Origin of the sequence: Thermopolyspora flexuosa (assembly GCF_006716785.1) — a bacterium.
GTDB classification, from domain to species: Bacteria; Actinomycetota; Actinomycetes; order Streptosporangiales; family Streptosporangiaceae; genus Thermopolyspora; species Thermopolyspora flexuosa.
Map to the genome: position 1 here is coordinate 4371943 of NZ_VFPQ01000001.1, position 12729 is coordinate 4384671.

Below are 12729 nucleotides of genomic sequence, written 5' to 3' on the forward strand. Positions count from 1 at the left end.
CGCGGGGCCCGTCACGGCCCCGCCCACCCCCCGGCGGACGGACCCGCCGCACCGCCCGGTCCCCGGTGCCCCCGAGCGCGCCGACGGCGCGGCGTCCGGCGTACGGCCGGCGACCGGGGTCGTCCCGGTCCCGGCCCGCCCCGCCGCCGACGCCGGCCCGGACGATCCGCTGGTCAGCGTCATCGTGATCTCCTACAACGACGCGGAACGGCTGGTCCGGGCCGTCCGGTCGGTGCTCGCGCAGACGCTGCGCGCGCTCGAGGTGATCGTCGTCGACGACGCCAGCACCGACGGCACCGCCGACGCGATCGCCGCGATCGACGACCCGCGGGTGCGCTACGTGCGGCGGCGGGCGAACAGCGGGGGCTGCGGCGCGCCGCGCAACGACGGCCTCAGCCGGATCCGCGCGCCGTACGTGATGTTCCTCGACAGCGACGACGAGCTGCCCCGGCACGCCTGCAAGAGCCTGCTCGCCGAGATCGAGCGCACCGGCGCCGACTTCGTCACCGGGCAGCTCGCCCGGCTCTACGAGGAGAACGGCCGGACCCGGCGCTACTACCCCGAGCTGTACCGGCGGCGGGTGGTGCACGGGGTGCGCGAGGACCCGGAGATGTTCCTCGACTGCTTCTCCACCAACAAGCTCTACCGGGCCGCGTTCCTGCGCCGGGAGGGGCTGTGGTTCCGGGAGGACCTGCGGTACGAGGACCACCTGTGGTCGACCCGGCTGCTGTGCGCCGCCCGCCGGTTCGCCGTGGTGCCGTGGGTGGTCTACCTGTGGCACCGGGCCCCCGAGGGCGGGCCGTACCGGGTGTCGATCTCGCGGGGCGTGCGCGACCTCGGCAACCTCGCCGACCGGGTGCGCATGGCGCGGCTGTGCGACCGGCACCTGGTGGCGGCGGGGTTCGCGGACCTGCTCGCCGCCCGGCAGCGCCGGTTCCTCCGCCAGGACCTGCGGGTCTACCTCAACGAGGCGGTGCCGGTGGCGCCCGTGTCCTGGATCGAGGGCCTGCAGCGGATCGTACGGCCCTACCTGGCGGAGATCAGGCCCGAGGCGTACGAGGGGATCGACCCGCTGATCCGGGTGTGCTGCCACCTCGTCGCGACCGGCACGCCGGAGGAGCTGCGGGAGGCGGCGCGCTCGCTCACCGGCCCGCGGGTGCCGCCGCGGCACGCGGTACGCGTGGGCGGGCGGACCTACTGGGGCACCGTGCCGGAGCCGGGCCGGGACATCACCGCCTGCCGCATGGCCGAGTTGCCGTTCTCGGCCGCGCGGCTGCGGCACGAGATCGAGCGGGTGACCGCCGCGGGCGGGCGGCTCGGCCTCGTGGTGCGCACGTACGACCCGTTCGGGGTGCTCGGCGACGGCGTCGGGGAGCGGTTCGACGTGCACCTCCGGGTGCGCGGGCTGCGCGTGCCGCTCGCGCCCGAGCGGCACCCGGACGGCGGCTACCTGTCCCGGGTCGAGCTCGACCTCGCCGAGGTGCCGCTCCCCCGCCACGGCTTCACCGGGCACTGCGTGCCGCGGGTCGTCGTCACCCGGCGCGCGGACGGGCACGCCACCCGCGACGTGCTGCTGCTGCCGCCCGCCGCCGACCCGGCCGTGCTGCACGCAGCCAGCCACGAGGTGACCGTGCGGCCCGAGGGGCACGCCGGGGTGCTGCGGCTCGACTGGCGGTACGCGGGCCGGCCGCACCGGATGCACCGGCTGCGGCGGCGGGTGACAGCGGCGCTGGTGCGCCGGCTGGGGTCGGGCGAGGTGAAGCTCGCCGCCTACAAGGTGCTGATCCACGTGGTGCCGCGCCGCCGGGACCTGGTGCTGTTCGAGGCCGACTGCGGCCGGGGCTACACCGGCAACCCCCGCTACATCCACGAGGAGATCCGGCGGCGCGGGCTGCCGCTGCGCGCAGTGTGGTCGACCTCGCGCGGGCGGCGCGGCTTCCCCGACGGCGTGACGCTGGTACGGCGGTGGAGCTGGCGGTACGTGTGGACGCTCGCCCGCGCCGCGTACTGGGTGGACAGCCACAACCTTGCGCCCGCGTTCCCCAAGCCGCGCGGCACCCGCTACCTGCAGACCTGGCACGGCCAGGGAATCAAGACGATCGGCTTCGACGCGCCCGAGCTGCGCGGCGACTTCGAGGAGCCGCGCCGCCGGTGGCGGGCCGCGGTCGCCCGGTGGGACGCGCTCGTCTCCCCCGGCGCGGAGTTCGAGCGGCTGTTCGTGCCGTCGAACGGCTACACCGGCCCGGTGCTCCGGTACGGCTCGCCGCGCTGCGACGTGCTCGTGCGCGGCGACGCCGAGACCGCCCGGCGGGTCCGGGCCGAGCTGGAGATCCCCGACGGGGTGCGGGTGCTGCTGTACGCGCCGACCTACCGGGATGCGGGGAAGGGCCGGTCGGTGCGGGCCGACCTGCGGATGATGGCCGAGGCGCTCGCCGGCGAGTGGGTGCTCATCCTGCGCCCCCACCCGACCGAGAGGTACACGGTGCCGCAGGAGGTGCGGCACTTCGTCCGCCCGGCGGGCGGCCACCCGGAGATCAACGATCTCATCCTCGCCTCGGACGCGCTGCTCACCGACTACTCGTCGGTGATGTGCGACTACGCGGTGACCGGCAAGCCGATGCTCTTCCTCATCGACGACTGGGAGGAGTACCGGCGGACCGAGCGCGGCGTCTACCACGACCTGCCCGCGATCGCCCCGGGGCCCTGCCTGTACACCACCGAGGAGGTGATCGACGCGCTGCGCGACCTGGAGGCGGTGAGCGCGGCCTACGCGGCCCGGTACGCGGAGTTCCGCCGCACCTGGTGCGCGGACGAGAAGGGGGACGCGGCCGCCCGGGTGGTGGACGCGTTCTTCGGCGAGGGGAGGTGACGCCGGTGCGGGCGGGCGGCCGGGATCCGGTGGTGTTCGTCGCCTGGGACGCGGAGGCGCTCGGCGGCGTGCAGCGGGTCACCCACACCCTCGCGCAGGGGCTCGCGGTGCGCGGCCACGAGGTGCACGTGGTCGGCATCCACCGCAGCGCCGCCCCGTTCCGGCATGTGGCCGAGCCCGGCTACCACCGGCACGTGCTGCAGGGCCGGCTCGGCCGCCCGTCCCGGCGGCGGCTCGCCGCGCTGCTCGGCGCGCTGCGCTCCGGGTACGTGGTCCTCACCTCGCCCGGGACGGTGGCCTGGGCCCGCGAGGCGATCCCCCGCCACCTGTTCACCGTGGGGCAGTACCACGGCTCGTACGAGCACGCCCGGTCCACCTGGCACCTGCGGTCGATCCGCCGCCACTACCCGGAGCTCGACCAGGCGGTGTTCCTCAGCCCGGAGGACGCGTGGCGCTTCACCGAGGACTGCCTGCTGCCGAACGCCGCCGACGTGCCGAACCCGCTGCCGGTGTGGCCCGCCCGCACCTCGCCGCTCACCGCGCCGCGGGTGCTCGGCGTCGGGCGGCTCGCCGGGGTGAAGCGCTTCGACCGGCTGATCTCCGCGTTCGCCGCGGCCTGCCGGGCCGTACCGGAGCGGTGGGAGCTGCACCTGGTCGGCGAGGGCGAGGACGAGCCGCGGCTGCGGGAGCACGCCGCCGCCGAGGGGGTCGCCGACCGGGTGACCTTCCACGGCCGGGTGCCCGCCGAGCGCATGCCGCTGCTCTACCTCCACGGCTCGATCCTCGCGCTCACCAGCGACCACGAGGGGCTGCCGCTCGCCGTGGCCGAGGCCGCGTCGTACGGCGTGCCCGCGGTGGCCTTCGACGTGTCGAGCGGGGTGCGGGCGGTCGCCGCGCGCACCGTGCCGCCCGGCGACCTGGCCGCGTTCACCGCCGAGCTCACCGCGCTCATGGCCGACCTCGCGGCCCGCCGCCGTCTCGGCGCCGCCGCCCGGGACCGGGTGGCCGCGTACCGGCCGGGGCACGTGCTCGACCGCTGGGAGGAGCTGTTCGCCCGGCTCCGCCTGTGACCGGCGGTGGCTACTCGCCGGAGCGCACCTTGGCGCGCAGGGACGCGAACTCGGCGGTGAGCTCGGCGAGCCGGGCCCGGTAGCGGGCGACGTTGTCGAGCTTGACCTGCTCGTAGCCGCGCACCAGGTCGGGCAGCTCGGCGATGCGCACCGCGGTCTCGTGCGTGCCCGGGGTGAGCCCGGCGAGCAGCTCGTCGACCACGCCCAGGTACTCGGTGATCAGCTCCCGCTCCACCCGGCGCACGTGGGCGCGGCCGAACGGGTCGAACGGGGTGCCGCGCAGCCGGCGCAGCCGTACCAGCAGGGCGAGGGCCGGGCGGAACCAGCGGCCGAGGCTGAGCTTGCGGCGCAGGCCGAGCGCGCGCAGCGTCGGCGGGTGGAGCCGGTAGTGGACGCGGGCGCCGTCCCCGAACCGGGCGCGCACCGTGGCCGCCAGCTCGGGGTCGAGCGACAGCCGGGCCACCTCGTACTCGTCCTTGTAGGCCATGAGCTTGTAGAGGTTGCGGGCGACCGCCTCGGCGAGCGCGGTCGACCCGGGCATGCGCTCGGCCTCGACCCGGCGCACCCGCTCCACCACCTCGGCGTACCGGCGGGCGTACGCCGCGTCCTGGTAGGCGACGAGGTCGGGCACCCGGATGCGGACCAGCCGCTCCAGCTCGGAGCCCGGCTCGGCCGCCACCGGCGGCACGTCCGCGGGCCACTCCGCCGCGGCCCGCCGTACCGGCTCCTCCTTGGCCGCGGTGAGCGGGGCGATCCGCTCCGGGTCGGCGACCGCGAGCCGGCCGAGCCGGAACGCGCGCAGGTTCGCCTCCACGCGCACGCCGTTCAGCCGCAGCGCCTCCTCGATCGCCTCGGCGGGCAGCGGCAGCGCGCCCACCTGGTAGGCGGCGCCGAGGAGCAGCACGTTCGCGTACTGGTCGTCGCCGAACGCGGCCTCGGCGAGCTCCCGGGCGTCGAGGAACACCGCGTGCTCGCCGCGGGTCGCCTTGCGGATGCCGTCGGTGATCTCCGCCACGTCGGGGAACGTCGTCCCGGGGTCGACCACCATCTGGCCGGTGGGCACCTTCGTGGTGGACACCACCGCGATGGTACGGCCGGGGTCGGTCGCCTCGAGGTTGCGCGGGCTCGCCCCGACGAGCAGGTCGCAGACGAGGTAGAGGTCGCAGCCGCCCGCGGCGGCCTTGTTCGACTGCTCCACCGGCCGGTCGCCGATCTTGATGTCGGAGACGACCGCGCCGCCCTTCTGCGCGAGCCCGGTCTGGTCGAGCGCGCGCACGTACCGGCCCGCGAGCGTGGCGGCCACGCCGAGCACCTGGGAGACGGTGACCACGCCGGTGCCGCCGACGCCGGTGATCCGGGTGGTGTGCTCCTCGGCCGGGGTGAGCCGCGGCGGCGCCGGCAGCAGCGCCGGATCCGCCAGCTCCTTGAGGTCCTTGAGCAGCGGCGACTCCCGCACCGTGCGCCTGCCGCGCGTGCCGGACGCCGGGACCACGGTGAGGAACGCCGGGCAGTCCCCGGCCACGCAGGAGAAGTCCTTGTTGCACGACGGCTGGTGGATGCGGGTCTTGCGGCCGAACTCGGTCTCCACCGGCTGCACCGACAGGCAGTTCGACTTGGCGCCGCAGTCGCCGCAGCCCTCGCACACCCGCTCGTTGATCATGACGTGCTCGGCGGGCTCCGGGGCGAGCCCGCGCTTGCGGCGGCGGCGCAGCTCGGTGGCGCACTCCTGGTCGTGGATGAGCACGGTCACCCCGGGCACCTTGGCGAGCGTCTCCTGCGCCTCGACCAGCCGGTCCCGGCTCCACACCTCGACCCCCCGGGGCAGCCCGGCGCGCCGGTACCGCCGCACGTCGTCGGTGGTGATGATGATCCGCTTGACGCCCTCGGCGAGCAGCGAGCGCACGATCTCCGGCAGCGGCATCACCCCGGCGGGCAGCTGGCCGCCGGTCATCGCCACCACCGAGTTGTGCAGCAGCTTGAAGGTGACGTTCACCCCGGCCGCGACCGCGGCCCGGATGGCGAGGCTGCCGGAGTGGTGGAAGGTGCCGTCGCCGAGGTTCTGCAGCAGGTGGCCGCGCTCCACGAACGGCGCCATGCCGATCCAGTGCGCGCCCTCGCCGCCCATCTGGGTGAGCCCGGTCACCTCGCCGACCTGCCGCCGGTCCATGAGCAGCACCATCGCGTGGCAGCCGATGCCGCCGCCGACGAGCGACCCCTCGGGAATCCTGGTGGTGGAGGAGTTGTGCGGGCAGCCCGAGCAGAAGTACGGCATGCGCGGCAGCAGCGGCAGGCTCACCCTGCGCCGCACCCGCCCCGCCCGGCCGCCCTCGTCCAGCCAGGCCCGCACCGAGGGGAAGTCCCCCAGCCCGGCGAGCACCGGCGCGAGCCGCCCCGCGATGAGGTCGGCGTCGAGCTCGCCGGTGCCGGGAAACAGCGCGGTGCCGTCCGGGTTGCGCTTGCCGCGCACCGCCGGGGCGTCCGGCCGGCCGTACAGCAGGTCCTTGATCGCGGTCTCGATGAGCGGGCGCTTCTCCTCGACCACGATGATCTCGCGCAGCCCGGCCGCGAACCGCGCGATGATCTCCGGCTCGATCGGGTGGAGTACGGCGAGCCGCAGCAGCCGTACCCCGCGCCGGGCGAGCTCGGCGTCGTCGAGGCCGAGGGTGCGCAGCGCCTGCCGCAGGTCGAGGAAGGTCTTCCCGGCCGCGACGATGCCGATCCGGTCGCCGGGCGCGCCGCCGACGATGCGGTTGAGCCCGTTGAGCGCCACGTACCGGCGGGCCACGTCCAGCCGCACGCCCTCCCGGGTGCGCTCCATGCCGTCGAGCGCGGGCCCGAGCATGCGGATCTCCAGGTGGTGCCGGTACGGCTCGCCGCCGTTCTCGCCGGGGACCGGCACGGGCACCACGCGCTCGGGGTGCACCTCGACCCGGCCGGAGGCGTCGGCCACGTTGGTGGCGATCTTCATCGCGACCCACAGGCCGCTCGCCCGGGACAGCGCCACCGCGTGCAGGCCGAGGTCGAGCACGTCCTGCGGGTCGGCGGGGTAGAGCACGGGCATGCCGAGGTCCGCCAGCAGCGCCTCGGACGCGCTCGGCACGGTCGACGACTTCGCCGCCGGGTCGTCGCCGACGAACGCCACGGCCCCGCCGTCCGGGTGGGTGCCCATGAGGTTGGCGTGCCGGAGGGCGTCGGTGGCGCGGTCGAGCCCCGGCGCCTTGCCGTACCAGAAGCCGATCACCCCGTCGACCCGGCGGTCGGGGTAGGTGGGCGCGAGCTGGGTGCCCTGCACCGCGGTGGCGGCGAGCTCCTCGTTGACGCCGGGGCGGAAGACGACGTCGTACTCGTCGAGCAGGGCGCGCTGCCGCTCCAGCTCCAGGTCGTAGCCGCCGAGCGGGGAGCCCTCGTACCCGGAGACGAAGGCGGCGGTGCGACGCCCGGCCCGCCGGTCGGCGCGCCGGGCGTCGATGGGGAGTCTGGCCAGTGCCTGAATCCCGGTGAGGTGGACCGTTCCGGCTTCCAGGAGGTAGCGGTCGGCCAGGCTCGGCCGCGCTTCCTTGTCACTCATGGCCCGCTCCTTCGCCCAAGGTTCCGCCGAAAAGCCTCCCAAAACACGGCAGAGATCGGCTTTATAGATGCGTCACAGACTTCGCCCGCAAAACGTGCGCGACAGCGCCAACGTGGGCGGGGAGCCGTACGCCCGGCGGAACCGGGTCATCGGCGGGCCGGGAGGGCGGAACGGAGCGGAAAGCGGCAGGTCAGACCGCCACGCAGTGCAGCCGCTGGTAGCGGGTGAGCATGGCGGCCACCGGGCCCGGCTCGCGCAGCCGGCTGATCCGGTCCCGGGCCTGCCGCTTCCAGCGGACGCGGCGGCGCCGCGCCGCGGCCGAGCGGTAGGCGGACAGGTGCTCGCGGGAGGCGCGCGGCGCGCCGGACAGCTCGTAGCCGAGGGCGGTCAGCCGCTCGCCGAGCACCGTCTCGCACAGCGAGATCTCCCACGGCTCGAGCCGGTTCGCCCAGCTGCCCACCCGGGAGCGGGTCACCTCGCGGTGGGTGTTGCGGTGCCACACCTTGTGCGGCGGCACCGCGATGCTCGCCACCTCGCGCGGGTCGCGCATCGCCGGGTCGTACTCCTCGCCGAGGAAGGTGCACAGCGCGCGCAGCGCGCCCTCCGGGTCGGCGGTGAGGTCCTCGTAGCGCAGCTCGAAGTAGGAGTCCTTGGGCAGCTCGGCCGCGTGCCTGCGGCCGAAGTCGATCGCCTCCGCCCAGTTCGCCACCGCGGTGTAGACGTTGCCGCGGTACCACGGCATCTCCTTGAGCGAGGCCACGCAGTCCCGCCCGTCCCGGATGAGGTGGATGAACTGGGCGTCCGGGAACATGCGCCGGAGCGTGCCGACGTGCTGGAAGTAGCTCGGCCGCTTGTCCCCCCAGCGCGGCTTGCCGAACCGCCGCGCGTAGGCGGCGAACGCGGTGCCGATCACCGAGCCGAGGCTGCCCGGCGCGTGCACCGCCTCCTCGACGAACTCCTGCGGGTCGAGGCCGAGCTCGTGGAACTTCGTCCCCTTGCCGGTCGCGATCCACTCGGCGAGCCGCCGCCGGTTCTCCGGCTCCCGCATGTCCCCGTACACCTTGCGGTGGAAGTACGCCGGGATGACGAACCGGGTCTCCGGCGGCACCGCGATCCGCGGGTGGGAGTGCAGCATGAGCTGCAGCAGCGTGGTCCCGGAACGCGGACACCCGATGATGAAGATCGGCCGGTCGGATTCGAACACGATCAATTCCCCCGTATGAGTTCTGGCTCGCGGTTCCCCGTGGTGAGCAGCGACGCGACCGGGTTCGGCTCCCGCAGCCGGATCAGCCGGTCGCGGATCGCGTCGTACCGCAGCCGCCGCCGGGCCCGCCCGGCCACCTTGCGGTACTCGCGGCGCAGCGCCCGGTTCGGCCGGGGCGCGCCGCTCGGCGCGTAGCCGTACGCGGCCATGCGCTCCCCCAGCACCGCCTCGCACAGCCCGGCCTCCCACGGCTCCAGCCGGCGGGTCCAGCTCCCGGCGCGCCCGGTCATCACCTCCCGGCGCACGTTGCGGTGCCAGTGCTTGTGGCCCGGCACGACGTCGGCGACCTGGCTCGGCTCGAGCATCGCCTCGTCGAACTCCTCGCCGAGGAAGGCGCACAGCTCGGTGAGCGTGCCGCGCGGGTCGGCGGTGAGGTCCTCGTACCGGACCTCGGTGTAGGCGTCGGCGGGCAGCCGGCGCGCCGCCCGGCGGCCGAGGTCGATCGCCTCCGCCCAGCGGTGCACCGCCTCGGCGGTGGTGCCGCGGAACCACGGCATCTCCTTCAGCGAGGCCACGCAGTCCCGCGGGTCCCGGATCAGGTGGATGAACTGGGCGTCCGGGAACATCCGCACGATCGCGTCGATGTGCCGGATGTACGGCGGACGCTTGTCGCCCCAGCGCGGCTTGCCGTGCCGCTCGGCGTACATGCGGTAGACCGTCGCGACGACCGAGCCGATCGTGCCCGGCCCGTCGCCCGCCCGCTCGACGAACGTGGCGGCGTCGATGCCGAGGTCGCCGAACTGCCGCCGCGGCCGGCTGACGATCCACTCGGCGAGGGCCTCGCGGTTGCGCCGCTGGGACAGGTCGCCGAACCGCAGCCGCCGGTTGTAGGCGTGCACGAGGATGCGGGTCTCCGGCGGGATCGCGATGCGCGGGTGGGCGTGCAGCATGAGCTGGAGCAGCGTGGTGCCCGAGCGCGGGCAGCCCACGATGAAGATCGGCCGGTCGGATGCGTGCTCAGGCACAGACGCCCTCCCTGTGGTCGGCCACGCGGCGCTGCGCGGTCCGTGCCCCGGCGTCCGGCCCCTCGCCGGACGGCAGGCCGGTGATCACATGGGTGGGGTACGGCGCGGCGGTGACGTTGGCGAGCTCCCGGGAGACGAGCCACATGCGGTAGACGAGCACCGCCTCGAACAGCAGGAGCAGCAGGCTGCCCGCGACCACGGCGGGCAGCAGCGCGGCCGGGCCGATGAGCGGCGCGATCACGAACACCAGCGCGTGGTACTCGATGCCGCTCACCACGTGGGTGCGCACCCGGTGCCGGGCGAGGGCCCGCCGGACCCGGTCGTACCAGGGGAACCGGGCGCGGAACCGGGCGTACAGGTCGATGAGCGGCCGCCCGTCGGGTGGCGTCGCCCCCGGGCGGATCCGGCGGACGGTGACCGAACCGGCCGGCTCGCCGCACTCCGCGGGCTCGGCGTCCGCGCGTTCCGGGCCCGCCCCCGTGGCCCGGTCGCCGCGCGGATCGCGCGTCCCGTCCGATCGGTCGCCCGGCCCGCCGTCCCCCGGCCGCGTCGGCCGCGGCACGAGGCCGGACGGCAGCGTGCCGCCCGCGAGCAGGTCGCGCACCCCGGTCTGCGGGGCGCGGCTGAGGATGTCCTCGACGAACACGCACTCGGCCGACCAGCGGGCCTCCGCCGCGGCGCGGGCCTGCTGGCGGCTGGCCTCGCGCACCCGCTTGAGCTGCGGCCCGTTGATGTACCGGAACAGGTCGAGCACGATCACCGCGCCGCCCATGAGCAGGTACGCCGCCTCCCCCGTCGCGGCGTACTGCCCGTAGCCGAGGCCCGCGGCGCAGCAGGCCACCCGCAGCCGGTCGCCCACGTAGTCGAGCCACAGCCCGAACGGGGTGCCGTTCCCCTTGAGCCGGGCGAGCTTGCCGTCCACGCAGTCCACCAAGAAGCTCAGGTAGAACAGCGCCGCCCCGGCGGCGAGCCATCCGGCGCCGAAGCAGGCGGCCGAGGCGAGGCCGAGGAGGATGGACAGCCGGGTCACCCCGTTGGGGGTGATCGTCGTGTGGTTGGCGAGGAGCAGGGTGAGCCGGCACGCCACGGGATCCACCAGGAACACCGTCCACCAGGAGTCCCGCGGTTTACGTACCGCCTTGACATCGTCGATCGTGAAGGCCGCCATGAAGGTAAGAATGGCCACCGTTCGTGGTCATGCGTCGACCTTCGGTGACGATCGGATGATCTCGTTGCGATCTCTTGACCCGCCCCTGACCGCCGGATCCGTTTTAGCTCAACCGCGGGACCGGCGGCGATCGCTCTAAGCTACATTCCTGTCACTCACGGTTTTGGAGGGACAGATGCGCAAAGCCGTGCGCCGGGCCCGCAGGATCTACCTCCGCGGGGCTAGGCCGGTCCGACGGCTGATCACCGATCTCCGCACCCGCAGGCTGCCCGACGGGCTGGTCCTGGTCCGGACCGCCGAGGGCATGCGTCCGGCGCGGGTTCGGCAGGACGCCTGCCCGCTGCAGGCGATGCGGGAGAACCTCGACCTCGTCTGCGCGACGCTGGACGCGGCGGGCGTGCCGTACTTCTGCGTCCGCCCGCTGCCCGGGCAGCCGCCCACGGTGGGCGTGCCCGCGGTGCACCGGTCCCGGGCCCTGGCCGCGCTCGCCGACGCCGCCGGGACCGGGGCGGGCGGCGCCGGGCCGCTGTTCGCCGGCACCGACCCGGAGGGGCCGACCCGGCCGCTGCGCCGGGCGCTGCCCTCCCTGCGCACCGTGCCCGCCGTACGGGTGGCCGCCTACTACGTCAGCCCGTCGCAGACCCTGGTGCTCGGCCCGGAGTACGGCTGCGAGCTGGAGTTCTGGCCGAGCGAGGGGCCGCACCTGCTCGTCGCGCCGCGGCCGAACCCGACCACGCGCACGCTGCCCGCCGACGACACGCCGGTGGAGGGCACCGAGGAGCTGTTCAACCCGCTGGTGTCCCCGGTACGGCGGAGCGGGCGGCGGTACCGCACCCGGCGCGAGTTCACCGTGCGGCACGTGGACGACATCGACTTCCCGATCGACGCGGTCTACACCTGGGTGGACGGCGCCGACCCGGCGTGGCGGGCCCGGCGGGACGCGGCGCTCGCCGAGGCGGGGCGGCTCACCGAGTTCGCGGCCGGCGCGGCCCGGTACACCAGCCGGGACGAGCTGCGCTACTCGCTGCGCTCGCTGTACGCGTGCGCGCCGTGGATCCGGCACGTGTGGATCGTCACCGACGGGCAGTGCCCGGACTGGCTCGACACCGGCCACCCGGACGTCACCGTCGTCGACCACAAGGAAATCTTCCGCGACCCGTCGGTGCTGCCGGTGTTCAACTCGCACGCGATCGAGACCCAGCTCCACCACATCGACGGGCTGAGCGAGCACTTCCTCTACCTCAACGACGACTTCTTCCTCGGCCGCCCGCTGCCGCCGAGCACGTTCTTCGAGGCGAACGGGATCACCCGGTTCTTCCCCTCGGCGGTGCCGGTGCCGTTCGGCACGCCGGAGGCCGAGGAGTCGCCGGTGCACGCGGCCGGCATGAACAACCGGCGGCTGCTCGAGGACCTCACCGGGCGCACGCTGACGCTGAAGATGCGGCACGCGCCGTACGCGCTGCGGCGCAGCCTGCTCGCGGAGCTGGAGGAGCGGTTCGCCGAGCAGTTCGCGGCCACCGCCTCCCACCGGTTCCGCGACTGCACCGACATCTCGGTGGTCTCCTCGCTCGCGCACTACTACGGCTACCTGACCGGCCGGGCCGTACCGGGGACGATCGGCTACACCTACGTGGACCTCGCGCTCCACCGCACCCGGCGCAAGCTGCGGAACATGCTCGCGCTGCGGCAGCACGACACGTTCTGCCTCAACGACACCGCGCCGACCACGCCGGAGCAGGACGCGCTGCTGCGGAGCTTTCTCGAGGCGTACTACCCGACGCCCGCTCCGTGGGAAAGGTAGGATGCTGGGCTTACCAAAGTGAAC

7 protein-coding genes are annotated in these 12729 nt (G+C 74.6%); 3 read left to right on the forward strand and 4 right to left on the reverse strand.

The window, feature by feature from the left end; all coding sequences use genetic code 11:
• The first annotated feature begins 169 nt into the window (after positions 1–169).
• Together FHX40_RS18560 and FHX40_RS18565 are read left to right on the forward strand one after the other, a co-directional pair.
• Entirely contained in the window at positions 170–2869 is a 2700-nt protein-coding gene (locus FHX40_RS18560) for a CDP-glycerol glycerophosphotransferase family protein (RefSeq protein ID WP_142261879.1), read from the forward strand.
• Entirely contained in the window at positions 2866–3939 is a 1074-nt protein-coding gene (locus FHX40_RS18565; protein WP_229789169.1) for a glycosyltransferase, read from the forward strand. The genes FHX40_RS18560 and FHX40_RS18565 overlap by 4 nt, the downstream gene beginning before the upstream one ends.
• A gap of 10 nt (positions 3940–3949) precedes the next feature.
• Here FHX40_RS18565 and FHX40_RS18570 read toward each other — a convergent pair whose 3' ends face one another.
• The 4 genes from FHX40_RS18570 to FHX40_RS25885 form a co-directional block, all read right to left on the reverse strand.
• On the reverse strand, positions 3950–7507 hold the full coding sequence (locus FHX40_RS18570) for an indolepyruvate ferredoxin oxidoreductase family protein (protein WP_142260803.1): 3558 nt from the start codon (positions 7505–7507) through the stop codon (positions 3950–3952).
• A gap of 190 nt (positions 7508–7697) precedes the next feature.
• The gene (locus FHX40_RS18575; RefSeq protein ID WP_306465724.1) at positions 7698–8711 is read right to left on the reverse strand and encodes a sulfotransferase family protein; all 1014 of its coding nucleotides are present in this window, start codon (positions 8709–8711) and stop codon (positions 7698–7700) included.
• A gap of 2 nt (positions 8712–8713) precedes the next feature.
• Positions 8714–9736: a sulfotransferase family protein gene (locus tag FHX40_RS18580; RefSeq protein WP_142260804.1), complete on the reverse strand. Its 1023-nt coding sequence runs from the start codon at positions 9734–9736 to the stop codon at positions 8714–8716.
• Positions 9729–10904, reverse strand: coding sequence for a CDP-alcohol phosphatidyltransferase family protein (locus FHX40_RS25885; protein ID WP_229789170.1), 1176 nt, complete (start codon positions 10902–10904; stop codon positions 9729–9731). Before FHX40_RS25885 ends, FHX40_RS18580 begins: the two co-directional genes overlap by 8 nt.
• Positions 10905–11079: 175 nt before the next feature.
• Between FHX40_RS25885 and FHX40_RS18590 the strand changes: the two genes are divergently transcribed.
• The gene (locus FHX40_RS18590; protein ID WP_142260805.1) at positions 11080–12705 is read left to right on the forward strand and encodes a stealth family protein; all 1626 of its coding nucleotides are present in this window, start codon (positions 11080–11082) and stop codon (positions 12703–12705) included.
• Positions 12706–12729: the final 24 nt, after the last annotated feature.